The 25,720-nt window shown below is 28.5% G+C and carries 25 protein-coding genes; 1 reads left to right on the top strand and 24 read right to left on the bottom strand.

Going from position 1 to position 25,720, the window contains the following annotated elements; all coding sequences use genetic code 11:
* Positions 1–46 precede the first annotated feature (46 nt).
* The 23 genes from AXE80_RS07310 to AXE80_RS07205 form a co-directional block, all read right to left on the bottom strand.
* Positions 47–895, bottom strand: coding sequence for an IS3 family transposase (locus tag AXE80_RS07310; protein ID WP_083194607.1), 849 nt, complete (start codon positions 893–895; stop codon positions 47–49).
* A 14-nt stretch (positions 896–909) separates the two neighbouring features.
* Positions 910–1,302, bottom strand: a complete 393-nt coding sequence (locus AXE80_RS07305; protein WP_068825837.1) for a helix-turn-helix domain-containing protein — start codon at positions 1,300–1,302, stop codon at positions 910–912.
* Positions 1,303–1,563: 261 nt separating this feature from the next.
* Positions 1,564–2,172 carry a zeta toxin family protein gene (locus AXE80_RS07300; protein WP_068825859.1) on the bottom strand — a complete coding sequence of 203 codons (609 nt, stop codon included), beginning with the start codon at positions 2,170–2,172 and terminating at the stop codon, positions 1,564–1,566.
* Positions 2,165–2,326 carry a hypothetical protein gene (locus AXE80_RS14370; RefSeq protein WP_157359368.1) on the bottom strand — a complete coding sequence of 54 codons (162 nt, stop codon included), beginning with the start codon at positions 2,324–2,326 and terminating at the stop codon, positions 2,165–2,167. Before AXE80_RS14370 ends, AXE80_RS07300 begins: the two co-directional genes overlap by 8 nt.
* 254 nt (positions 2,327–2,580) lie before the next feature.
* A complete protein-coding gene (locus tag AXE80_RS07295) occupies positions 2,581–3,627 on the bottom strand; it encodes an acyltransferase family protein (RefSeq protein ID WP_068825857.1) in 1,047 nt (348 codons plus the stop codon).
* Between the two features lie 879 nt (positions 3,628–4,506).
* Positions 4,507–5,355, bottom strand: a complete 849-nt coding sequence (locus AXE80_RS07290) for an IS3 family transposase (protein ID WP_237340646.1) — start codon at positions 5,353–5,355, stop codon at positions 4,507–4,509.
* 14 nt (positions 5,356–5,369) lie between these two features.
* On the bottom strand, positions 5,370–5,762 hold the full coding sequence (locus tag AXE80_RS07285; protein WP_068825837.1) for a helix-turn-helix domain-containing protein: 393 nt from the start codon (positions 5,760–5,762) through the stop codon (positions 5,370–5,372).
* Positions 5,763–6,034: 272 nt separating this feature from the next.
* Positions 6,035–6,763: a hypothetical protein gene (locus AXE80_RS07280; protein ID WP_068825854.1), complete on the bottom strand. Its 729-nt coding sequence runs from the start codon at positions 6,761–6,763 to the stop codon at positions 6,035–6,037.
* Positions 6,756–7,943: a DUF262 domain-containing protein gene (locus AXE80_RS07275; RefSeq protein WP_068825852.1), complete on the bottom strand. Its 1,188-nt coding sequence runs from the start codon at positions 7,941–7,943 to the stop codon at positions 6,756–6,758. The genes AXE80_RS07280 and AXE80_RS07275 overlap by 8 nt, the downstream gene beginning before the upstream one ends.
* A gap of 676 nt (positions 7,944–8,619) precedes the next feature.
* Positions 8,620–9,213: a hypothetical protein gene (locus AXE80_RS07270; RefSeq protein WP_068825850.1), complete on the bottom strand. Its 594-nt coding sequence runs from the start codon at positions 9,211–9,213 to the stop codon at positions 8,620–8,622.
* A 141-nt stretch (positions 9,214–9,354) separates the two neighbouring features.
* The gene (locus AXE80_RS07265; protein WP_068825848.1) at positions 9,355–10,320 is read right to left on the bottom strand and encodes a Fic family protein; all 966 of its coding nucleotides are present in this window, start codon (positions 10,318–10,320) and stop codon (positions 9,355–9,357) included.
* Positions 10,321–10,605: 285 nt separating this feature from the next.
* The gene (locus tag AXE80_RS07260) at positions 10,606–11,151 is read right to left on the bottom strand and encodes a hypothetical protein (protein WP_157359367.1); all 546 of its coding nucleotides are present in this window, start codon (positions 11,149–11,151) and stop codon (positions 10,606–10,608) included.
* Positions 11,152–11,366: 215 nt separating this feature from the next.
* Positions 11,367–12,182, bottom strand: a complete 816-nt coding sequence (locus AXE80_RS07255; protein ID WP_068825844.1) for a hypothetical protein — start codon at positions 12,180–12,182, stop codon at positions 11,367–11,369.
* A 154-nt stretch (positions 12,183–12,336) separates the two neighbouring features.
* Positions 12,337–13,185 carry an IS3 family transposase gene (locus tag AXE80_RS07250; protein ID WP_237340646.1) on the bottom strand — a complete coding sequence of 283 codons (849 nt, stop codon included), beginning with the start codon at positions 13,183–13,185 and terminating at the stop codon, positions 12,337–12,339.
* 14 nt (positions 13,186–13,199) lie between these two features.
* A complete protein-coding gene (locus tag AXE80_RS07245; RefSeq protein WP_068825837.1) occupies positions 13,200–13,592 on the bottom strand; it encodes a helix-turn-helix domain-containing protein in 393 nt (130 codons plus the stop codon).
* 248 nt (positions 13,593–13,840) lie between these two features.
* Entirely contained in the window at positions 13,841–14,491 is a 651-nt protein-coding gene (locus tag AXE80_RS07240) for a hypothetical protein (protein WP_068825842.1), read from the bottom strand.
* 852 nt (positions 14,492–15,343) lie between these two features.
* Positions 15,344–15,961: a hypothetical protein gene (locus AXE80_RS07235; protein WP_068825840.1), complete on the bottom strand. Its 618-nt coding sequence runs from the start codon at positions 15,959–15,961 to the stop codon at positions 15,344–15,346.
* Between the two features lie 43 nt (positions 15,962–16,004).
* Positions 16,005–16,853: an IS3 family transposase gene (locus AXE80_RS07230; protein ID WP_237340646.1), complete on the bottom strand. Its 849-nt coding sequence runs from the start codon at positions 16,851–16,853 to the stop codon at positions 16,005–16,007.
* A gap of 14 nt (positions 16,854–16,867) precedes the next feature.
* The gene (locus tag AXE80_RS07225) at positions 16,868–17,260 is read right to left on the bottom strand and encodes a helix-turn-helix domain-containing protein (RefSeq protein WP_068825837.1); all 393 of its coding nucleotides are present in this window, start codon (positions 17,258–17,260) and stop codon (positions 16,868–16,870) included.
* A 957-nt stretch (positions 17,261–18,217) separates the two neighbouring features.
* Complete coding sequence (locus tag AXE80_RS07220; protein ID WP_068825835.1) at positions 18,218–18,844, bottom strand: hypothetical protein; 627 nt, start codon at positions 18,842–18,844, stop codon at positions 18,218–18,220.
* 122 nt (positions 18,845–18,966) lie between these two features.
* Positions 18,967–19,932 (bottom strand): Fic family protein, encoded by a 966-nt coding sequence (locus AXE80_RS07215; protein ID WP_068825833.1) that lies wholly within the window; start codon positions 19,930–19,932, stop codon positions 18,967–18,969.
* 283 nt (positions 19,933–20,215) lie between these two features.
* A complete protein-coding gene (locus tag AXE80_RS07210; RefSeq protein ID WP_068825830.1) occupies positions 20,216–21,472 on the bottom strand; it encodes a DUF6161 domain-containing protein in 1,257 nt (418 codons plus the stop codon).
* A 61-nt stretch (positions 21,473–21,533) separates the two neighbouring features.
* Entirely contained in the window at positions 21,534–22,733 is a 1,200-nt protein-coding gene (locus tag AXE80_RS07205) for a tyrosine-type recombinase/integrase (RefSeq protein WP_068825829.1), read from the bottom strand.
* A 137-nt stretch (positions 22,734–22,870) separates the two neighbouring features.
* On the opposite strand from AXE80_RS07205, the gene AXE80_RS07200 reads away from it, so the two are divergent.
* Positions 22,871–24,730, top strand: coding sequence for a B12-binding domain-containing radical SAM protein (locus AXE80_RS07200; protein ID WP_068825827.1), 1,860 nt, complete (start codon positions 22,871–22,873; stop codon positions 24,728–24,730).
* Between the two features lie 377 nt (positions 24,731–25,107).
* Here the strand turns inward: AXE80_RS07200 and AXE80_RS07195 are convergent, their stop codons facing one another.
* Positions 25,108–25,422, bottom strand: coding sequence for a GIY-YIG nuclease family protein (locus AXE80_RS07195; RefSeq protein WP_068825826.1), 315 nt, complete (start codon positions 25,420–25,422; stop codon positions 25,108–25,110).
* Positions 25,423–25,720 lie beyond the last annotated feature (298 nt).

Below are 25,720 nucleotides of genomic sequence, written 5' to 3'. Positions count from 1 at the left end.
TTAGTTTATGTATCGTCCTGAAATAAGTTGACCTTTTTTGGGTTATTTAAAAGGTTAATAATTCCAGTTTGTTTTTATTTCTTCGGTACGATTTGTAGTTTATATTTTGATTTAGGTGCACGTGTTTTGGCGTGCATAAATCAAGACTACAATGTGGACGAAGATTGTTATATATTTCGACCGCTTTTTTGGTGATCGCTTTTGCTAATTTAAGATTTTTTATGACATGTTTTAGTCCATATTCATATTTTAAAGTTCTGTTAATTCTTTCTGCAATTGCATTTTCGTAAGGGTCGTATTGTTCAGTCATACTCATTGTTATTCCATTGTCTTCCGCAAACTTAGTGTAGATAGGATTACAATATTGTATCCCTCTATCTGAGTGATGAATCAATTTTTGATTAGGATATTTTCTATTCTTGATAGCCATTTTAAGCGCTTCTAAGCATAGTTCTGTTTTCATGTTATTGTCTATCTTATAATCCATAATTTGTTTGGAATACGCATCTGTTACCAATGCCAGGTACGCATGTCCTTTATCGGTTTTAATGTATGTGATATCCGTTACCCAAACTTGTTCGGCTCTGGTAGGTACTTTGTCTTTAATTAAGTTCTTGTATTTGTAAAAGATGTGTTTAGAATTGGTGGTTACATGATAGTTTTTATTTCTCTTAATCAGTAGTTTATGGTTTTTGAGAAGTGTGAAAAACTTATCTCTTCCTATTTTAATTCCAAGTTCTTTAAACTCATGTTTCAGTTCATGATACAGCTTTTTAGCACCTAAAAACTGTCCAATTTTATTACGACACTCCTTTACAAGTTTGATGATAATTTGTTCGTTATGTAGTTGTTTTTGATGATTTTTCAAGCGTTTATAGAAAGCTTGTTTACTAATCCCAAAACATTGAGTTAACCATTTTCTTTTAAACGGTTTTGTTTCTTTTTCTGAATCTCGTCTGCTAATGTTTTGGGCAATGACTTTTTTGACAACTCGGTTCCAGTGATGATTTCCATGTCGGCTATGATGTCTTGTTGAAAATCTTTCACGAATTCAAGCTCTTCAATTTTCTCTTTCAATTTTTTGATTTCGTCCTGTTTGCTCATTGCTTTTTTCTTTTGGTCTAAAGTACTATATTTTTTAATCCAATAATCGATAGAAGATCTAGGAACGTTATATTTTTTAGCAGCAAAATTGGTAGAAATTTGACCATTTTGAATTTGGTCAATGATGAATAATTTGAGTTCAAAACCTACTTTAGTGTATGTTTTTTTTCGACAGTGTTGTTTTTGATTACTTTCCATAAGTGACTAATTATTGGTGAATTTTTAGTCAACCTATTTCAGGATTTTACATTTTTTGCATTGTACACAACGGTTTTGGCTAGGCTTTGTGCGGGCTTGAAAATCGACAAGATTTTCGAACACGTACTAAGCCGAAGCTTTTTGTTTGGTTTTCTTTCTTTGGTTTTCACAAAGCCAAATCAACAAGATTTGGCGACCTAGTAAATATACACAAAACTTTGAAGTTAGCACAAAACCCGCATGAAGTTTAGCCGGTGTTGGCTAATGTTTTTTATTTAACTCTTTTATGCTAGGGATGAATTTCTCAAGATATTTAGGAAAATCATTTTTTAATATAAATTGTTCTTCTTCAATTGTAAATAAGTGACTAGGAGTATCATTGTATTTACTTGTTTCAAAAAGAGTAACAGAGTCAAAAAACTTCCAATTTTTATTTAAGTGTTTATAACCTAATTCATACCTTTCTTTGACTTCATTATCAGGTACAAAATGTCCACCATTTTCAAATCTAATACGGACTCTTTCTTTTGCTTTTTCAATTGAATCTAGACAAAAGAAAACTATTTCGATTCTGTAATTTTCAGATTTAAAAATCTCAGGCCAATATAGTGGAGTAGAGTTGAAGTTTGTTTCATAACAGAAATCAGTTCTGTTTTTTATAGAAGATTTTATTGTGTTTTCTAAATCTTTTCTAGCAAGATTATGAGCCATTCGATCTCTTAATTCAGTATCGATTAGAGATTCATACTTTTCCTTATAAACTTTATCATAATCATAAGGTTTTATTCCTCCTTCTGTGAAAGCTTTTGAGAAAGAAGATTTTCCAGAACCATTACAACCAGCAATTACTAATAATTTTGGTTTATCCATTAAATTGAGGTCCTGGTGTAGGATTAGGATTTAATTTTCCTTCAGCAAGTTTTTCTTCATAGACACGAATCTCTTCTGAAATTCGAGGAAGTTCATCTTTTAATCTATTTTTCAGATTAGAGATATAATTTTGTATGTCTTCTTTTTTACTCATACAGCAAATTTACAAAAAAAATATTTTAAAAAATTTCGCTCGAAAATATTTGCCAACGGTGATGGCTAGGCTTTGTGCGGGGTTGAAAATCGACAAGATTTTCGATTACGGACTAAGCCGAAGCTTTTTGTTTGGATTTGTATTTTTTAGTTAAACTAAGCCAAATCAACAAGATTTGGCGACTTAGTAAATATACACAAAACTTTGAAGTTGGTACAAAACCCGCATGAAGTTTAGCCGTTGTTGGCAATAGTTTAATATGATATATATTTCTTTAATTTCAAAAAAGGTTTTTCAATTATAACCCAAGATATGTAGCTTGTCAGAATTAATATTAAAACCATCAAAAATGACTCCCAATAAGTAAATTCATAATTTTTAGAATAAGGAGTTGATAACCCGAGTTTGTTTATTGATGCTTTCCAATATCGAGGAACTAAATTATGATATAGATATAAACCATAGCTAATCATACCTAGAAAATCTAGTACTTTACTATTACACACACGATAAATAATATTTTTTTCTTTTTTTTCTTTAAAGAATATTATTATCTGAACTGCAATTATTGAAGTTGCTAAACGAGTTGAGAAGAAAGGAATTTTATATATCAAATAATTAATAATTATTAAACTTAACATTAAGTATCCAATAGATTTTATATACTTAAAAAAAATGTTCTTCCATTTTGGTTCAAAAACTTCTGAATAAGCAAGTATAATTCCTGAGCCAAAAGTATTTAAACAAGCTATAGTTAGTACTTTGTGCCAACCACCTATAATAAAAGGATAAATAGTTCCAATAATAATAAACATAATACCAGTAATTAGTATGTTTTTCTTTTTGATTATGAAGAGTAACAATAATGGCCAAAATAAATAAAACTGTTCTTCAACTGATAAGGACCATAAATGAGCAAGTGCACCAAACCATTTTGTTTCTTTGTAGTTTAAATAATTTGATACATAAAATAAATACCAATTAATATTTTCAACAAAGTTGTTTCCAATAGTATTTCGTGTTAAATAAAGAAAAAATAAAGTCAAGTAATATATTGGAAAAATTCTGATAAACCTTCTCCAAAGAAAAACTTTAAGAATACGTACTTTGTTTGTGTTTTTTTTAATTTCCTGAAAGAGAATTCGAGATATTAAAAAACCACTTAAAACAAAAAATACATCTACTCCAAAGTTTCCAATTGGAAAAATCTTTAAAAAATGATCTTGGGGAAACCAATGAGCTATTACGACTAAAAAAACAGCTATAGCTCTAACGCCATTTAATCCTGAAATGTAATTCATGTAAATTTGAAAATTTTGTATTTAATTATTGCCAACGGTTTTGGCTAGGCTTTGTGCGGGATTGAAAATCGGCCAGATTTTCGAACACGTACTAAGCCGAAGCTTTTTGTTTGGTTTTGTTTCTTTTGATTTCACAAAGCCAAATCAACAAGATTTGGCAACTTAGTAAATATACACAAAACTTTGAAGTAAGCACAAAACCCGCATGAAGTTTAGCCGGTGTTGGTAACAGTAATTTAATTGTTTACAAAATATTGAAATCCAATTGTAAAAGTATCTAATTTTAAGTTTAATCCATAATTTTCATAAACATTTAATTCTTCTTCAAAAGTTAATGAATCTGTAGATTTCTCTTTTTTATAATTATAAAATAATTGTCCAATGCTTGTTTTTATAGCCCATTTTTCAGAAAAAAAGTATGTTATTCCTGGTATTATATTAATTCTAAATTCTAATATTTTATTTTTACTTTCATTTTTTAGTGTAACATCACTAAAACTCCAGTTGCTACTTAATATTGAAGAATAATCTAAGTCGTCGCTAAAATAATTTTTACTGTTACCAATACCTGCAAGAAAATTTAGAGTTGTTGTAAAATATATCTTATCTGAAATTTTACTAAACTTAGTAAGATATGGATTTATAAATATAAGATTAGTTTTTTCTTGATTACGGGTAATATATCTAGAAAGTGAAGAAAAACCACCTGTACTATAATTACTATTATTTTGGTAGAATGTTTTATGATCTGTTGTTTGATAATCATACGTTAACCCTATTCCTAATATGGTTGTGTTATTAATGAAAAAACCAATTTTGGGATTAATAGAAATAGATGTTTTGTATCGTCCTGAAATAGGTTGACCTTTTTTTGTGTATTTAAAGGGTTAACAATTCCAGTTTGTTTTTATTTCTTCGGTACGATTTGTAGTTTATATTTTGATTTAAGTGCACCTGTTTCGGAGTGCATAAATCAAGACTACAATGTGGACGAAGATTGTTATATATTTCGACCGCCTTTTTGGTGATTGTTTTTGCTAATTTAAGATTTTTTATGACATGTTTTAAACCATATTCATATTTTAAAGTTCTGTTAATTCTTTCTGCAATTGCATTTTCGTAAGGGTCATATTGTTCTGTCATACTCATAATGATTCCATTGTCTTCAGCAAACTTAGTGTAAGTAGGATTACAATATTGTAAACCTCTATCAGAGTGATGAATTAATTTTTGATTAGGATATTTTCTATTCTTGATAGCCATTTTAAGCGCATCTAAGCAGAGTTCAGTCTTCATGTTATTATCTATCTTATATCCCATAATTTGTTTGGAATAAGCATCTGTTACGAGTGCCAGGTATGCATGTCCTTTATCTGTTTTAATGTATGTGATATCCGTTACCCAAACTTGTTCGGCTCTGGTGGGTACTTTGTCTTTAATTAAGTTCTTGTATTTGTAAAACATGTGCTTTGAATTGGTGGTTACATGATAGTTTTTGTTTCTTTTAATCAGTAGTTTATGATTTTTAAGAAGTGTGAAAAACTTATCTCTTCCTATTTTAATTCCAAGGTTTTTGAACTTATTTTTGAGTTCATGATACAGTTTTTTAGCTCCTAAAAACAGTCCAATTTTGTTACGACACTGTTTTACAAGTTTGATGATAATCTGTTCGTTATGTAGTTGTTTTTGATGATTTTTCAAGCGTTTATAGAAAGCTTGTTTACTAATCCCAAAACATTGAGTTAACCATTTTCTTTTAAACGGTTTTGTTTCTTTTTCTGAATCTCGTCTGCTAATGTTTTGGGCAATGACTTTTTTGACAACTCGGTTCCAGTGATGATTTCCATGTCGGCTATGATGTCTTGTTGAAAATCTTTCACGAATTCAAGCTCTTCAATTTTCTCTTTCAATTTTTTGATTTCGTCCTGTTTGCTCATTGCTTTTTTCTTTTGGTCTAAAGTACTATATTTTTTAATCCAATAATCGATAGAAGATCTAGGAACGTTATATTTTTTAGCAGCAAAATTGGTAGAAATTTGACCATTTTGAATTTGGTCAATGATGAATAATTTGAGTTCAAAACCTACTTTAGTGTATGTTTTTTTTCGACAGTGTTGTTTTTGATTACTTTCCATAAGTGACTAATTATTGGTGAATTTTTAGTCAACCTATTTCAGGATTTTACATTTTTTTGCCTTGTTTGTAACGGTTTTGGCTAGGCTTTGTGCGGGATTGAAAATCGACAAGATTTTCGAACACGTACTAAGCCGAAGCTTTTTGTTTGGATTTGTTTCTTTTGGTTTTCACAAAGCCAAATCAACAAGATTTGGCGACCTAGTAAATATACACAAAACTTTGAAGTAAGCACAAAACCCGCATGAAGTTTAGCCGGTGTTAGCGGTTGTTTTTAGTATTCAATACATTTAGTTTGTTTTATAAAATGACTATATAAACTAATGAAAATTTTATCTATAATTATCAATTGTGTAAACCAAATAAAGTAATTGTAATTTAAATATTTTGAATTTGACAAAGTATTTAATGTTGGTAAATTTTCTTGGTAAGATAAAGTATTATGTGCACATTGATTTCTAAAAGAATATAAGCTTTTATATAATTCTTGTAAGCTGCTTTCAAATAGGTTTCTCTTTGTGTTTGCAAAATGATTATGTTTAATTATTTGCTTTATGTTTTTACTGAAGTAATTGTAATTATTTTGATCCCATATCAATAATGTACTTCCTTTAAAAATATTTTTTATTTCTTCCACTGAATTATTAAGAATCATAGAAGCATCTATATTTTCATTAACTTTAAAATTTTGTATTTCTTTTTCTAAAATAGAAATTAATCGTTGGTAAATTTTATTTTTAGAATTGTATGAAGAGCATTCGCCAAGATTGTCTTCATTTCCTAATAATGTTCGTCTATATTCGAAATCTGAAGTTGCCATTTCCCAAGTTAAACATTTTAGCTTTTGTTCTTGAAAACCTGTCATTTTAAGAAATACAGATTGCATAATATATTCACTTAACGGGTAAGTTTCAATTGCAAAGCTTACTCCTGAATTTGCCAATACAACTTCTTGTAGTATTGATGTAATTGGCGAAAAGATAAATTCTTGATGCTTATTCATTCTTTAAATATCTTTTATAAATTAAAATTGACCAACGAATTCGCTCTCTTAAGTACTTTAATGCTCCTGGTGTAGATTTATGGTTTTCAGTAGTTTTTAGGCTTTCTATTTTATTGTTAATTTTTTCTTTTATTTCATCTTTCTTAGTGATGTCAATTACTTTATTTTTAAATGCAATTAAATAAATTAGTCCAAAAAAATACAGGTCTAGGTCAATAATTGAATGATACTCTTTGTCTAAACTTAGTTCATTAATAGTTTCTTTTATTTTTTCGAATGGAGTGTCAAATTTTTTTTCAGGAAAAATGGTTTCAAAATTTTCAAACATACTTGAATCCGTTTCTCCAGTTACTGAGTAAATATATTTTTCGTAATATTCCTCAGTTTTACGTCCGTATCTCTTAGCAACATTATTAGGGTTTTCATCAATGAAATATTGCGATAACAATGATAAATATCTAACAAAGTCAATTTTAGAATCATAACTTGTGTTTTTCATAGAGATTTCATTGATGAAATCTGGTACAAAAAAAGTAGATAAGTCTTTATTTAGAAAATATAAAGAAGCTCTACTTTCTTGAGGTAAAAGAGTTTGTCCTTGAATATTGATGTTTCTAAAAACAGAAGAATAATACTTTTGTTGTCTAACTTCGTTTTGGTTATCAGGAACTAAATAAGAAAATCCTAAAAATGTAGTCTTGAAAAAGTCTTCATTTAGATTTCTATTAATTTTTTTATAATTACCCTCTATTATATTTTCAAGAATTTCTTTTTTTGTATCTCCTTTTTTAGTTAAAAAATCAAATCTCCATTCCATGATGTTGTCATACGGTTCAGCATCATCCTCATCATATAAACCGTCATCTTCATCGGCTAATTTTTTCAAAGTATTTTTAAATGTATTTTCATCAGGAAATAATCCTAAATAAGCAAGTAAAATACTTGTTAGCCTTTGTTGTCCATCTAAAATTAAATTTTCTGTATTTCCATTTTCTTTAAATGAACCGATTAAAATTGGTGGAACAAACTGTTTTTCTTTCAAAGATTTTATTAAAATTGAAACTTTCTTTTCATCCCAAACAAAATGTCTTTGATATTCAGGTAAAATAAGATTTTTTTTTAAGATTAAAGTAATCCAATGATGAAGAGTATATTGACCATAATAGACTTTATTTTCCATAGTATTTTTTGTAAATAACCGCTAACGGTTTTGGCTAGGCTTTGTGCGGGCTTGAAAATCGGCTAGATTTTCGAACACGGACTAAGCCGAAGCTTTTTGTTTGGGTTTGTATTTTTTAGTTAAACTAAGCCAAATCAACAAGATTTGGCGACTTAGTAAATATACACAAAACTTTGAAGTTTGTACAAAACCCGCATGAAGTTTAGCCAGTGTTGCCTAACGTATTTTCAAACTTTAAAATTCAATTCATGTTGTTACTTATTCAGAATTCAATAGTTTTTACGCTAGCTTTAAATTCAAAAATCTATTTGATTAACATAGATATGATTATATACGAGATGATACATATGTAAAGGATAATTCCATATAACACTCTTTTTTCATTCAAGATATGATTAAGAAAGTTGTTTTTCTCGAAATTACAAAGTCGAATTTCAGCAATTATAAAAATGATGAAGAACCAAGAAGAAAAGAAGGTTAAAAGGTAGAATGAAATTATAGCGAAAAACATGAAAAAATTGGTGATATATTCATTCATGTTTGCTGTTAAAAAGGCTAATAGAAAAGAACTACATTCAATTAGTAAACAAATATAATTAGTGTTTCGAATTTGTTTAATTTCTTGAATGTTCATTTTTTTACTTACTATGTTTTTCAAAGATTCTAGATAATTGAATTAATTAGCAATTGTTATCTTAGGGATATTTGCTTCATTAACAGAGTTAATTTTATTTATTCTCATACTTTTTACATTAGTAAAGAATCCCATGATTTCTTCTCTACTACTTACGTAATTTCTATAAGAATAAACATAGAGAACTAAATTATTACCTGACTTATTTTCTTGTTTTTGATATCTATATACATTCCACTCGAATATTCCCCTAGAGTTATCACTTAACATAAAGTCAATAGTTATTTCACTTTTATCTTTATTATTAAATACTTGATAATTTACAATTGGATTAGTCTTTTTTAAATTTTTAATTTCTCGAATTTTCATTCCAGCAGCTTGGTTAATTTCAATATTTCCATTTACAGCTTCAATGATGATCATTTCATTATATTTTTCAACTGTTTCACCTGTTTGAATATATTCTTGTTTAAAATAGGTTGGAGTAGGGTTTGAACTCCATTCAAGGTTATATGTTTTATTTTCAAATTTTATTTTTTCTCCAATAGAAAGAAAATCTTTTTTTTCTTGAGCTAAAGAGTTTATCTGAAAACTGATTAATAATCCGAGTGTTAATAATAAATTTTTAAACTTCATTTTTTTCTTTTTCAACTTAATGTTTGGCAACGATCTTAGCTAGGAAACGTAGCGTTAAACTAGCCGATTAATTTTCAGACTAAAACTACACAAAATAAATAATAAAACCACTTTGTTAAAGCACAAAAAAAGCTATGTTTTTTAGCTGTTGTTGGGCACAGTAATTTTGTATCGGGTTTTATTTAATTCTCCAATTTTGATTAAAATTCCTAATTCAATTCCTTTTTTTAGATCTCTACTAGCTGTTGAAGAAGATATATCTTTAAAAGTATCCATGTAATCTTTTCTTGAAAACTCTTCAAATTCTAAAGATTTAAAATATTCAAGTCTTTGTTCAGTATTAAAATTTCTGTTATTATAATTTAATAATTCATTTAAAGAATTGTCAATTATTGAAAGCATGTACTCAATAAAGAAAGTTGATTTTCCTGATTTGTCACATAAAGCTAGTACCTTATAATATTCTTCTTGATTTTTACTTATTAATGTTTCAAATGGTATGTATTCAAAAACTGGATATTTTTCAATTAGAATTAATGTTTGCCATAATCTTCCCATTCTTCCGTTACCGTCTAAAAAAGGATGAATAAACTCCATTTCGTAATGAAATACACAGCTTTTTATTAGTTCTATTTCGTCTGTTTTCAAATATTCAAATAAATCTTTCATTAAGAAAGGAACATTTTTATGAGGAGGAGCAAGATGTTCAACTTTAGAGCCCTTTACGATTCCTACACTTTGTTTTCTGTATTTTCCAGGGTTTTCTATCAATTCACTCATTAAAACGCTGTGAGCCTTTAAAAATGATTTTTCAGATAGAGGATTATATTTTTCAATATTCTCATATATTTTGATGGCATTTAAAACTTCTAAAACATCTTTTTTAGGGCCAATAACTCGTTTGTTTTCAAGTAATGAAGTTATTTGTTCTTCAGTAAGTGTATTACCTTCAATTTTTAAAGAAGAATGAATCGTTTTAATTTTATTCTGTTTTCTAAGAGTAGGAGAGGGTTTGTCTAAAAAAGTTGCATTTATTTCTCCTATTTTTTCAGATATAGAAGTGATTAATTTTAAAATTTTAGGAGTAATATCGTAAGGTGGTTTCATTTTGATACTATCATTTGATATTATCAAAGATAGATTCAATTCTTAAAATATTCTATTTTTTAGTGATTTTTTTTATTGTGCCCAACGGTTTTGGCTAGGCTTTGTGCGGGGTTGAAAATCGACAAGATTTTCGAACACGTACTAAGCCGAAGCTTTTTGTTTGGTTTTGTTTCTTTGATTTCACAAAGCCAAATCAACAAGATTTGGCGACTTAGTAAATATACACAAAACTTTGAAGTTAGAACTAAACCCGCATGAAGTTTAGCCGGTGTTGTACACTGGCTTTTATAATATCATTTGATAATAATTTAATGATATTATTTCATTTTCAGAATTAAATTTTATAAAAATAGATTCTTCAATATCATTAACTAATTGAATATACATAAAATTAAATGTTTGAATATTAAATTTTTTCTCAACTTTTTCTCGTTTGTTTCCTATTCTTAAACCTAGGATAGAGAATATGTCATTTTTCAAATATACTTCAGTAGTTTCACCATAGCTACTATAAATTTGGTTCTCCGATATTTTAATATAATAATCTGGATATCCAGTTTCACTAATATTATTTGAATTTTGTTCAATTATTTCAGGTTCCCCAAGTTGAATGATTAATTTTTCAACATTAAAGGATTCACTTAAACTATAGTTATTTAGCGTTATTGTTCTTTCGTTGATAGAGAAAACTTTCGGCTTATTTTTTTTTATGTTTTTAATTTCTGTTTTTGAAATATTATTTGATTCAGCATTAACTTTCTTTTCAGACTTACAACTAAATAATAATATTAAGAAGATACTTAGAGTATATATAAATTTCGTTTTTTTCATTGCTTGTGTACAACGGTTTTGGCTAGGCTTTGTGCGGGCTTGAAAATCGACAAGATTTTCGAACACGGACTAAGCCGAAGCTTTTTGTTTGGTTTTGTTTCTTTGGTTATCACAAAGCCAAATCAACAAGATTTGGCGACCTAGTAAATATACACAAAACTTTGAAGTTAGCACAAAACCCGCATGAAGTTTAGCCGGTGTTGTACCAAGTTTTATTATAATAAATTTATCATTAATAATTTATTTTCAGATTCTATGATTTCAGCTAAATTAACTACTTCTTTTGAAAGTTTTGATATCATTTCATCAGTTATTATAGTACTTTCTCCTTTAATATTTTTACCATTTCGGTGAACTATATCATGTCTAATTTTAACTGCTTCAGGAATAAAGTCAAGATGTTTACTAAAGTCAATTCCTAAAGTTTTTTTGTATAAAGGAATTACTATTTCTAGGTTATGAAAGCTAATTTGATTTAGCTTCAAAATTATCTTAGACTTTAGATTATCTATAGTATCGAAAATTTCATTAATCTTAATTTTTTCATTTCCGAATAAGTTATACTCTTTTAATATTCTAATTCGTAGTTCTTTTTCTTTATCAACAGCATTTATGATTAAATCAGATAAATATGTTTCAAAAATTGTAATTAAGTTAGAGAACACCATTTTTTTAAGAAGATAACTATCGCTAAAATAATTTTCTTTTAATAAGCTTTCAACTTCTAAAATAGATTTATTAAAATTAGTATAATAACTTTCATTTATAAGTTCTTCAATTGTTTCTAATTCTAGACAAAGTTCATTAAAATCATTATCAACATCTTCTTCTTCTAAACTATAATAAAAAGTATTTTTATCTATATTGAAGTTTTTATCTAAATCTAAGATTGTTAGATATTCATTTAAATCAATAATTATTTTTTCAGACTTTTCATAAAGAGAAATTTTATAAACAAATGTGTTTCCAAAATTAATACACCCATATTCATGTTTCCATTTATAATTTTTATTTGTCTTGAAAAAATTCAAATTAAACTCAGAAAAGTATATTTTGTGATTATGTTTACAAACTGGACATAAAAATTTAAACAGGATAAAATCTTTATTTATTAACTCGTTAAAATCTATCTCATTTTTGTTTTTCCTGTATCGTCCTGAAATAGGTTGACCTTTTTTTGTGTATTTAAAGGGTTAACAATTCCAGTTTGTTTTTATTTCTTCGGTACGATTTGTAGTTTATATTTTGATTTAAGTGCACCTGTTTCGGAGTGCATAAATCAAGACTACAATGTGGACGAAGATTGTTATATATTTCGACCGCCTTTTTGGTGATTGTTTTTGCTAATTTAAGATTTTTTATGACATGTTTTAAACCATATTCATATTTTAAAGTTCTGTTAATTCTTTCTGCAATTGCATTTTCGTAAGGGTCATATTGTTCTGTCATACTCATAATGATTCCATTGTCTTCAGCAAACTTAGTGTAAGTAGGATTACAATATTGTAAACCTCTATCAGAGTGATGAATTAATTTTTGATTAGGATATTTTCTATTCTTGATAGCCATTTTAAGCGCATCTAAGCAGAGTTCAGTCTTCATGTTATTATCTATCTTATATCCCATAATTTGTTTGGAATAAGCATCTGTTACGAGTGCCAGGTATGCATGTCCTTTATCTGTTTTAATGTATGTGATATCCGTTACCCAAACTTGTTCGGCTCTGGTGGGTACTTTGTCTTTAATTAAGTTCTTGTATTTGTAAAACATGTGCTTTGAATTGGTGGTTACATGATAGTTTTTGTTTCTTTTAATCAGTAGTTTATGATTTTTAAGAAGTGTGAAAAACTTATCTCTTCCTATTTTAATTCCAAGGTTTTTGAACTTATTTTTGAGTTCATGATACAGTTTTTTAGCTCCTAAAAACAGTCCAATTTTGTTACGACACTGTTTTACAAGTTTGATGATAATCTGTTCGTTATGTAGTTGTTTTTGATGATTTTTCAAGCGTTTATAGAAAGCTTGTTTACTAATCCCAAAACATTGAGTTAACCATTTTCTTTTAAACGGTTTTGTTTCTTTTTCTGAATCTCGTCTGCTAATGTTTTGGGCAATGACTTTTTTGACAACTCGGTTCCAGTGATGATTTCCATGTCGGCTATGATGTCTTGTTGAAAATCTTTCACGAATTCAAGCTCTTCAATTTTCTCTTTCAATTTTTTGATTTCGTCCTGTTTGCTCATTGCTTTTTTCTTTTGGTCTAAAGTACTATATTTTTTAATCCAATAATCGATAGAAGATCTAGGAACGTTATATTTTTTAGCAGCAAAATTGGTAGAAATTTGACCATTTTGAATTTGGTCAATGATGAATAATTTGAGTTCAAAACCTACTTTAGTGTATGTTTTTTTTCGACAGTGTTGTTTTTGATTACTTTCCATAAGTGACTAATTATTGGTGAATTTTTAGTCAACCTATTTCAGGATTTTACATTTTTTTGCCTTGTTTGTAACGGTTTTGGCTAGGCTTTGTGCGGGATTGAAAATCGACAAGATTTTCGAACACGTACTAAGCCGAAGCTTTTTGTTTGGATTTGTTTCTTTTGATTTCACAAAGCCAAATCAACAAGATTTGGCGACTTAGTAAATATACACAAAACTTTGAAGTAAGCACAGAGCCCGCATGAAGTTTAGCCGGTGTTGTAACCAGTTTTTTCAAAATCATACATTTCCAAATTTTCTGTTTCAGAGATTGATTTTAACTGATTAACTATTTTTTTAAAGTCACTTTCAGTGATATTTTTCCATTCATTTTTAGATATTACTTTTTTTAATCCCCAACCAGTTAATTCAATTTTTTCTTTTCTGTATTTTTTTAGAATTGATAATCTTTTTTTGTTGAAATTTTCAATTTTTGATACATTATTATAAATCGTTATCCAGATTTGACTATTTACTAAGTCAAATTTTATAGGATACTCAGTTCTTTTTGTAGCGATTATTTCAAATTCCAAATAATTGAATTTAAAATTCAGGTCTTTTTCATAAATAATTAATCCGCATTTCTCTCGTATCTCTTTCAAAGTAGAATTATAAAGATTGATAATCGGTTTTATTTTTTGAAATGATACTAAAATAGCTATAGAAAGTATAAAAACGCTAAATAACAAACCGAAAAAAATACTTATTGCTAGAAATTTTAAGAAAACTGATAAGTTCAAATTATCATACTCAATAATTATAAACATTATAAATACAATACTTGAAAAAATCAAAAGAGAGATATTCATTAAGTTATTGGATGTTCTTTTTGTAAGCTTAAAATATTCAATAAATTTCATTAAAGACAAGAGATTTTTTTCAAATTGGTTACAACGGTTTTGGCTAGGCTTTGTGCGGGGTTGAAAATCGACAAGATTTTCGATTACGTACTAAGCCGAAGCTTTTTGTTTGGATTTGTATTTTTTAGTTAAACTAAGCCAAATCAACAAGATTTGGCGACTTAGTAAATATACATAAAACTTTGGAGTAGGACAGAAGCCCGCATTAAGTTTAGCCGTTGTTAACTTTGAGTTGATTATTTTATAATATTTTTCAAAGAATAGAGATTTTTACACAGCTACTTTTTTTGCTTTTCGATGATTTTAATTTTTGTTTTAGATGAAAAAATATTTAGTTTTTTCAAGTTTTAAAATTTCCTTATTCTTTAATTTTTTCAATGATTTTAGTTTTCAATGATAATTTTTTTAGTTTCATAAATTCTCAAACTTTAATATTTCATTATCAGCCTTTTTAAAGCTTATTTAATGATAGTAATCTTCTTTACTTTAATTAAACGGAAAGTTGAGCAGTGCTACTTTAAAAGAATAAAAAACGAATAATTATCGATTATGAAAACATTAATATGAAATGAAATTTACAGAAAGCTACTGAGCTTCCAAGCTATGAAAGTTTAAAGTCAGTTTCTAAAGAAATTTATCAAAGAATAAAAATGATTCTTATTGCTACTGAACCAGCTGATTCATAAACTTTTTCAAAGAATTTTTATACCATTAAAGTTAACGTTTATGTATAAGAATAGTTGCGGGTTTGTATGCGAGGATTTTCCGAAGGAAAATCAGACGTTACAAACACGCAACGACCTTTTGATTAAGCACTAAACCGCAATTATTTTTATACGGTGTTAGCAAAAGTTATTTAAGTAATTCTTCAGTAAGTTCTTTAATTTCAGACTTCTCTTTATCTAATTCGTTAGGAATGATTTTAATTATATCATAAAAATTTTCATCTAATTCAGGATACGTTTTTATAATATACTTTTTTGACTCTTCTTTCGTTTCAATAGCCTTTGTTAAAGAATGTAATGCATTTTCTACAGATATTCTCACGCCTTTCCCTTTATCTATAGCTTTATAATATTTAACACATTGCATCCACCAATAATACTTATTCGAATAATCTCCTGGATCAGTTCCATCAATGCTATTTGCAAATAGTCTTGCGCTTTCTCCTTTTACAAAATTTAATTCCCCTTCAAATTCCGTTTTAAATTGTTTTATTAATTTGTCTTTCTCTTTTTTAAATACTTTATCAGTTTCTTTAATAATTTCGGCTTTTACAATTTTCTTATTATAAAGCCAAGTTGCTCCTGCGAACAATGCAATTATTCCAAGAAAAACCACGATTATCAGATTATATGTCTGACTTTGAGAATTAATTATCTCTTTGTAAATTTCAGAGTTGTCAGAAATTGGTTGAATTGTTTTCTCTATTACTTTTACAATTGTGTCTCTTACTATTTCTTTTTGCATTCAGTTGTATCGTCCTGAAATAGGTTGACCTTTTTTTGTGTATTTAAAGGGTTAACAATTCCAGTTTGTTTTTATTTCTTCGGTACGATTTGTAGTTTATATTTTGATTTAAGTGCACCTGTTTCGGAGTGCATAAATCAAGACTACAATGTGGACGAAGATTGTTATATATTTCGACCGCCTTTTTGGTGATTGTTTTTGCTAATTTAAGATTTTTTATGACATGTTTTAAACCATATTCATATTTTAAAGTTCTGTTAATTCTTTCTGCAATTGCATTTTCGTAAGGGTCATATTGTTCTGTCATACTCATAATGATTCCATTGTCTTCAGCAAACTTAGTGTAAGTAGGATTACAATATTGTAAACCTCTATCAGAGTGATGAATTAATTTTTGATTAGGATATTTTCTATTCTTGATAGCCATTTTAAGCGCATCTAAGCAGAGTTCAGTCTTCATGTTATTATCTATCTTATATCCCATAATTTGTTTGGAATAAGCATCTGTTACGAGTGCCAGGTATGCATGTCCTTTATCTGTTTTAATGTATGTGATATCCGTTACCCAAACTTGTTCGGCTCTGGTGGGTACTTTGTCTTTAATTAAGTTCTTGTATTTGTAAAACATGTGCTTTGAATTGGTGGTTACATGATAGTTTTTGTTTCTTTTAATCAGTAGTTTATGATTTTTAAGAAGTGTGAAAAACTTATCTCTTCCTATTTTAATTCCAAGGTTTTTGAACTTATTTTTGAGTTCATGATACAGTTTTTTAGCTCCTAAAAACAGTCCAATTTTGTTACGACACTGTTTTACAAGTTTGATGATAATCTGTTCGTTATGTAGTTGTTTTTGATGATTTTTCAAGCGTTTATAGAAAGCTTGTTTACTAATCCCAAAACATTGAGTTAACCATTTTCTTTTAAACGGTTTTGTTTCTTTTTCTGAATCTCGTCTGCTAATGTTTTGGGCAATGACTTTTTTGACAACTCGGTTCCAGTGATGATTTCCATGTCGGCTATGATGTCTTGTTGAAAATCTTTCACGAATTCAAGCTCTTCAATTTTCTCTTTCAATTTTTTGATTTCGTCCTGTTTGCTCATTGCTTTTTTCTTTTGGTCTAAAGTACTATATTTTTTAATCCAATAATCGATAGAAGATCTAGGAACGTTATATTTTTTAGCAGCAAAATTGGTAGAAATTTGACCATTTTGAATTTGGTCAATGATGAATAATTTGAGTTCAAAACCTACTTTAGTGTATGTTTTTTTTCGACAGTGTTGTTTTTGATTACTTTCCATAAGTGACTAATTATTGGTGAATTTTTAGTCAACCTATTTCAGGATTTTACAAGTTTTTAATTTTTGCTAACGGTTTTGGCTAGGCTTTGTGCGGGGTTGAAAATCGACAAGATTTTCAGACACGGACTAAGCCGAAGCTTTTTGTTTGGATTTGTATTTTTTAGTTAAACTAAGCCAAATCAACAAGATTTGGCGACCTAGTAAATATACACAAAACTTTGGAGTAGGATAGAAGCCCGCATTAAGTTTAGCCGGTGTTAACTTTGTGTTGATTATTTTATAATATTTCTCAAAGAATAGAGATTTTTACACAGCTACTTTTTTGCTTTTCGATGATTTTAATTTTTGTTTTAGATGAAAAATTATTTAGTTTTTTCAAGTTTTAAAATTTCCTTATTCTTTAATTTTTTCAATGATTTTAGTTTTCAATGATAATTTTTTTAATTTCATAAACTCTCAAACTTTAATATTTCATTTTCAGCCTTTTTAAAGCTTATTTAATGATAGTAATCTTCTTTACTTTAATTAAACGGAAAGTTGAGCAGTGCTACTTTAAAAGAAGAAAAAACGAATAATTATCGATTATGAAAACATTAATATGAAATGAAATTTACAGAAAGCTACTGAGCTTCCAAGCTATAAAAGTTTAAAGTCAGTTTCTAAAGAAATTTATCAAAGAATAAAAATGATTCTTATTGCTACTGAACCAGCTGATTCATAAACTTTTTCAAAGAATTTTTAGACCATTAAAGTTAACGGTTTTGGCTAGGCTTTGTGCGGGGTTGAAAATCGACAAGATTTTCGAACACGGACTAAGCCGAAGCTTTTTGTTTGGATTTGTTTTTTGTGGTTTCACAAAGCCAAATCAACAAGATTTGGCGACTTAGTAAATATACACAAAACTTTGAAGTTGGCACAGAACCCGCATGAAGTTTAGCCGGTGTTGCCCACTGTATTTTATTTCATTAAATTTAATTTCAATTCATAATAAAAATCAATTGCAATTATTAATCTCATTATATTAGAATTAAATTCTTCTTCTTTGAATTCATTTGTTAAAGCAATTGCTAATATTGCTGGATTAATATCAGGAACTTCTTTGATGGCTTTTAATAATTCTTTTAAGTTTTGATTTTCATAGTTTTCTATTAAGCAGTTAAGATATTTACCATCTCTCTTTATTTGAAAATATTCTTCCTCAGGTTTACTTTCATTATCGTCATTAGATATAACAACTATTTCTGTGTTAATTTCTCTTTTATATATTTCCCATATTTTGTTGAATAATTCAGACTTTTTTAAATTATTCATGTATTCTGTTGTTTTCTTATTTTCGAATACTTCTAGAGGTATTTGCATTGTTTGAATGTCCTCAAGAAATTCTTTATAGGATATTCCTATATTTTCATTCGTGTAAATTTTCAATATTTCATTTTCAAAAATTTCACAACCATTATTTAATAATTTTATCTCATTTTGAGTAAAACACTTTTCTAATAAATTTGCGTAATTAATCTTTTCTTGACATTGAGATTTAAAACTAAAAAAGATAGTTAAAATGATTAATGATAGCAATTTTTTCATATTGTGGGCAACGTGTTTAGCTAGGAAACGTAGCGTTTAAACTAGCCGATTAGTTTTCAGACTAAAACTACACAAAATAAATAAAAAACCAACTTTGTTAAAGCACAAAAAAGCTATGTTTTTTAGCTGTTGTTGGGCACAGTAATTTTGTATCGGGTTTTATTTAATTCTCCTATTTTAATTAAAATTCCTAATTCAATTCCTTTTTTTAGATCTCTACTTGCTGTTGAAGAAGATATGTCTTTGAATGTATCCATATAATCTTTTCTTGAAAATTCTTCAAATTCTAAAGTTTTAAAATATTCAAGTCTTTGTTCTGTATTAAAATTTCTGTTGTTATAATTTAATAACTCATTTAAAGAACTATCAATTATTGAAAGCATATATTCAATGAAGAAAGTTGATTTTCCTGTTTTGTCACATAAAGCGAGTACTTTATAATATTCTTCTTGATTTTTACTTATTAATGTTTCAAATGGTATGTATTCAAAAACTGGATATTTTTCAATTAGAATTAAAGTTTGCCATAATCTTCCCATTCTCCCGTTACCGTCTAAAAATGGATGTATAAACTCCATCTCATAATGAAACACACAACTTTTAATTAATTCTATTTCGTCTGTTTTTAAATATTCAAATAAATCTTTCATTAAGAAAGGAACATTTTCATGAGGAGGAGCAAGGTGTTCTACTTTTGAGCCTTTTACGATTCCTACACCTTGTTTTCTATACTCACCTGGCTTTTCTATTAATTCACTCATTAAAACGTTGTGAGCCTTTAAAAACGATTTTTCAGAAAGAGGATTATATTTCTCGATATTTTCATAAATCTCAATGGCATTTAGGACCTCTAAAACATCTTTTTTAGGTCCAATTACTCTTTTATTTTCAAGTAGTGAAGTTATTTGTTCTTCTGTAAGTGTATTACCTTCTATTTTCAAAGAAGAATGAATCGTTTTAATTTTATTCTGTTTTCTAAGAGTAGGAGAGGGTTTGTCTAGAAAAGTTGCATTTATTTCTCCTATTTTTTCAGATATAGAAGTGATTAATTTTAAAATTTTAGGAGTAATATCGTAAGGTGGTTTCATTTTAATGCTATCATTTGATATTATCAAAGATAGATTCAATTCTTAGAATATTCTATTTTTTGGTGATTTTTTTATTGTGCCCAACGGTTTTGGCTAGGCTTTGTGCGGGAAGAAAATCGACAAGATTTTCGAACACGGACTAAGCCGAAGCTTTTTGTTTGGTTTTGTTTTTTGTGGTTTCACAAAGCCAAATCAACAAGATTTGGCGACTTAGTAAATATACACAAAACTTTGAAGTAAGCACAAAACCCGCATGAAGTTTAGCCGGTGTTACCTGTTGGCTTTATTTTAAAACTCTTCCAATAATATCATTAGGCATTGTAGGCGATGAATCATCTTTTAATAATCCAGTTTCGGCACGACTAAATAAAGCTTGCATTATTAATTTTTTATCTTCTTTCTCAACGGTTGAATCTTTTAATAAGGATAAATAAAAATATGTCAATGTATGTCTTTCTTCACAATCTCTAGCTAAGTGAAATGAACTAAACATTACTTTTGTTATTGCTTTTATGGAAAAAGCCATAAATGAAATTAAAGTTATATATACTATTGACCACCTAATAGCAGCACTTCTGTCTCCATTAAAAAATGATTCATAAATTTGTTCTGGAGCTGACCATAGAATTTGTCCAAGAGAATAAACAACAATTAAAACTAAAACCACAACAACAGCTAATGCTATCCAACCTTGTTTTTTTAATTTAATAGCTCTTTCAGACCAATATTTAGCAGGTTCTTCGAGTTTTAATTTTTCCTTATATGTATCTTCTAATTCTTTTAAGCGATTTGAAGATTCGTTATTAAAATTTTCAAAGTCTCCCTTTGTGTTTATAAACCAGTCTGAGTATGTTTTTTCTTTATCTGCTTTGAATAATTCTAAGTTTTCACCGAATTCTTTATATTTTTCCGTACTTTCTTTTAGATGCTCAACTAATTGATTATTAAGTTCAGGGATACTATTTTCAAATTCATTTCTAAGTCTAGACAAAGAAGATTTTTCTTTGTTTCTTCTTTCAGTAATTTTAGTTGTGTCTTTTAAGGAAAACTCATAAGCTAATAGATAGCCATTAAAATTTTGTTTAATACTAATGTTTTCATTAAGGTTACCTATTAAATAAGTATATGCTCCTTTAAAATAATTAGGATGTTCTTCATGAATATTTATTAAAAAATTTGTTTCAGGTGCTTCAAAAGGAAAAATTTCTTTTGATCTATTTAGAATTTGTTGACTTGTAGATCTGAAATTAGCATCAAGACTATTAGCCTTTTCTTCGCTAGCAAATGTGTTAATAAATGTTATTAATCGTGTTTGAACGAATTTAAAATATTCTAGGGATTTTGATAGTTCAGTAGGTAATTTATTTGATTTTTTTTCCCATCCTGAAATTTGTTTGATGATATAACTATATAAGTTCCCTAACCCCTTAAAGTCATAGTTTAAATCTAAGTGATTATAATTAATATTAAAAGTCACCTCGTTAAACCAATGGGTATTTGCTGTTTGAGATAATTTAGTTCTAAATTCAGATAATTTCATTTTTTTCAGCTTACAGGTAACGTGTTATATCAAAACTAAAAGTACCGAATAAAACATTCAGCTACGGGTTATCCGTACCTTTTAGTGTTTGTTTTTGGCTAAAAATACTACTTTTTTGTTGTTGTTCAATTTGTTTTACAAATAAATCTAATGGATTGGTTATTTTTTGTAAATCCTGACTTCTAACATGTGTATAAACCATCGTCGTTTCTGGTCTAGAATGCCCCAAAAGTTCCTGAATATACCTTATATCTGTTCCGTTTTCTAATAGGTGAGTGGCATAACTATGTCTTAGCGTATGGGGTGTTACTCTTTTTATAACACCAGCCAATGCACAACTTTTTTTAAGAAATTTTCTGATAGATTCTGTAGAGTAGGGCGTTCCTTCTTCAACTCCTTCAATTAAATATATTTTAGGATTATAAGTGGTTAAATAATTGTGCAATAAAGGCATAATTACATTTGCAATAGGTACATATCTGTCTTTTCTACCTTTTCCGCTTTGTATTTTTATAAGCTGTCTTTGTAAATCAAAATCGCGTAATTTTAAATTGATTAATTCTCCAATTCTCAATCCAGAGGAGTATATCAAAGCAATACAAATTCGGTGTTTTAAATTTTTGGTAACTCTAATCAATTCTATCACTTCTTCATTCGATAAAACATTAGGTAACAATTTACTTTTTCTAGGAGCTAGAGCATTAAAATCAATTTCTAAAGGCATTTTGGTAAAAGTTATATAATGTTTCATGGCACTAATAAATTGTCTGTGAGTGCTAATAGATGCTTTAGAGGGCTCCAAAACATTTTCAACATAAACTTCAATATCTCGTATGGTAAAAGGTTTAATTTCTTTTTGATGAATCACAAATTCCGCCACCAAATGAGTATAAGTTTTAAGGGTACTTTCGCTAAATCGTTTCCCTTTTAAAAACTTATAAAAAGCGTTTAATTGATTTTTTTGCTCATCATTTAACCTATTTTTAATAGAATCTTTTTTAGAAGAAATATTAACAACAGATTTCTTTTGCTCTTTTCTAAGTAAACTATAATCAAGTAAAACCAGATGATTAAAATCATCATAAAAAGAATTTAAATCAAAGCCATCTTTTATAACATACCAATTATTTAAATAATCATCCCATTTAATTCTATAATCAGAAGATTTTAAGTCGTAAATTAGTTTATGATCATGTTCAAATTCAAGAATAATAATTTCTTTATTTCTATAAACCATAGGTTTTAATGTAATCTTTTTCATCTATAAAGAATTGATTTAATAGCAAATACAACAATTTTTCTATTAAATATACAAAACAGTTTACATTCATTAAAGAGTTCATAAAACATCTTTTACATTCATGTCAGAACCCTATCTTTGTGCTTTATCAAAATCATATGCCAGTAAACACACTTTTAATTACACCTCCTTTTACTCAGCTAAATACAGCCTATCCTGCCACGGCTTATATCAAAGGATTTTTAGATAGTAAAGGAGTTAAAACCACTCAAATGGATTTAAGTATTGAGTTGTTTACTGCTATTTTTACAAGTGATTTTATTGATGCAATTTTTAAACAAGCCGATTTACTTAAGAACTACGATTTTCCTTTGGTTTGGAAACAAAAACAGGAATATATTGATAAAGTAGACATGGTGATGAATTACTTGCGTGTGCAAGAAGTTACTGCTGCATATCAAATCAATCACAAAGATTTTTTACCACACGGACATAGACGTATCAAGCTAGAAAAAGATTTAAGTACCGAGTTTGGAATGTTAGGAATTTTAGACAAAGCCAAACATATTGCTACCTTGTTTGTTGAGGAATTGGGTGATTTTATCAATGCCAATGTTGATGAGTTTTTCTCTTTTACGCGTTATGCAGAAAGTATTTCTAGAGCAGCCTCTAGTTTTGATACGATTGATGAATTTTTACAATACGAAACCACACTGATTGAAGATGAAATGTTATATATCTTAGATCAGCATTTACAAGAAAATAGATACGATTTAATTTGTTTAACCGTTCCTTTTCCAGGGAATTTATTTTCTGCTTTGCGATGTGCTCAGTTCATCAAACAAGAATATCCACAAATTCAAATTGCCATGGGTGGAGGATATCCAAATACGGAACTAAGACGTTTGTCTGATCCTCGTATTTTTGAATATATCGATTTTATTTCTTTAGATGATGGAGAAAGTCCATTGTTAAGAATTACGGAATATATTACAGGTAAAATAGGAGTAGAGGAGCTAGAACGTACTTATATTTTACAGAATGATAAAGTGGTCTATGCCAATAAATTGCCCAATACCATTTTCCATCATAAAAACTTACCAGCACCAAGTTATGTAGGATTGCCACACAATAAATATTTATCTTTTTTAGATGTAATGAATCCTATGCACCGTATGTGGTCCGATGGAAGATGGAATAAATTAACCATTTCTCACGGATGTTATTGGAAACAATGCTCTTTTTGTGATGTTACTTTGGACTATATCGGAAATTACGAAAACACTACTGCTGATGATTTGGTGAATAAAATCGAAAAAATAATTGCCGAAACAGGAGTTACTGGTTTTCATTTTGTTGATGAAGCTGCTCCTCCAAAAATGCTACGTGCTTTGGCAAATAAATTATTAGAGCGTAAAGTATTTATTACTTGGTGGACAAACATTCGATTTGAAAAAACATTCACCAAAGAGTTATGTGCTTTGTTATCAAAATCAGGATGTATTGCCGTAACAGGTGGTTTAGAAGTGGCTTCGGATAGGCTATTAGCCAAAATGAAAAAAGGAGTAGATATTGGGCAAGTAGCTAGAGTAACCAAAGCTTTTTCTGATGAAAATATTATGGTTCACACATATTTAATGTACGGATTTCCAACCGAAACCGCTCAAGAAACTATAGATTCTTTAGAGGTGGTTCGTCAACTATTTATGCACAATTGTATTCAATCCGGATTTTGGCATCAATTTGCTTGTACGGCTCATAGTCCCGTAGGAAAAAATCCCGATGCTTTCGGAATCAAAGTGATTGGACCCAAATTTAAAGGTTTTGCCGAAAATGATTTGTATCACGAAGATCCATCAGGAGCAGAACATCATTTATACAGTCAAGGATTAAATATTGCACTAAACAATTACTTAAATCACAAAGGATTTGAGATTCCTCTATCTCAATATTTTGATTTTAAAGTGCCTAAAACCATACATCCTAAAAATTTAATTGAGAACTTTTTAAAGGAATAAATGTTATTTATTTCTATGCCTAACATTTGTTCAACAAGCATTTAATTGGTGTTCGAGCAGCCTGTATTAAGTTTAGGTGTTCGAGAATCCTGTACTGAGCTTTGCCGAAGTGTAGTCGAGAACAATACTTAAAGAGCAATGTTAATATAAGTATAATCAGAAAGAGGTTTGTCTCAGGAATTTTTTATTTATAGTAATACATCTCGACTCCGCTCGATGACCCTAAAAATAAATACTGAGTTCAGGTGTTCAATAAGCATCAAACAGGTGTTCGAGAAGCCTGTACTGAGCTTTGCCGAAGTGTAGTCGAGAACCAATAGCTTATAGAGCAACATTGAGCTTAATATAAGTTTAACCGAGAACATCATCTTTAAAACCTAATTTTCATCTTCATAATTACTAAAATGAGTTTTATTTTTACATTCAGATAATTTAGGAAGTAGCTCCCATTGATCATTAATAATCGCTAATTTTTTAGCCTTAGACCATTTTTGAATTTTCTTTTCGTAATAAAACGCATCAGCAATGTTAAGAAAGTATTGTTGATATACAAGAACAACGGGTAATCTCTTTTTAGTGTAATTAGCACCTAATCCAGAATTATGTTGTGCTATCCTTTTTTCTAAGTCAATGGTACTCCCTGTGTAAAATGTATCATCAGAACATTTTAATATATATAAATATCCCGGCATTTTTATTTTAAAAATATAAATAATTCATCGAGGTGCAAAATATTGGATGTGCTATACGAAAGGAGGCAAGAAATCTTTAATAGATGTAAGAGAAGTCTGTATTGTTACAAGGGGGGAAGTTTGTACTGTTACAAGGTGTTCGATAAGCCTGTACTGAGCTTTGCCGAAGTGGAGTCGAGAACCAATTGCCACTAGCTAATAGAGCAATATTAATAAAAGTACAATCAGAAACAGGTTTATCTCGGCAACTTTTTTATTTATAGTAATACATCTCGACTCCGCTCGATGACCCTAAAAA

The organism is Wenyingzhuangia fucanilytica, assembly GCF_001697185.1.
Lineage (GTDB): Bacteria > Bacteroidota > Bacteroidia > Flavobacteriales > Flavobacteriaceae > Wenyingzhuangia > Wenyingzhuangia fucanilytica.
The sequence above is the reverse complement of the archived record's forward strand: the minus strand, read 5'-3'. Positions and strand labels throughout refer to the sequence as shown.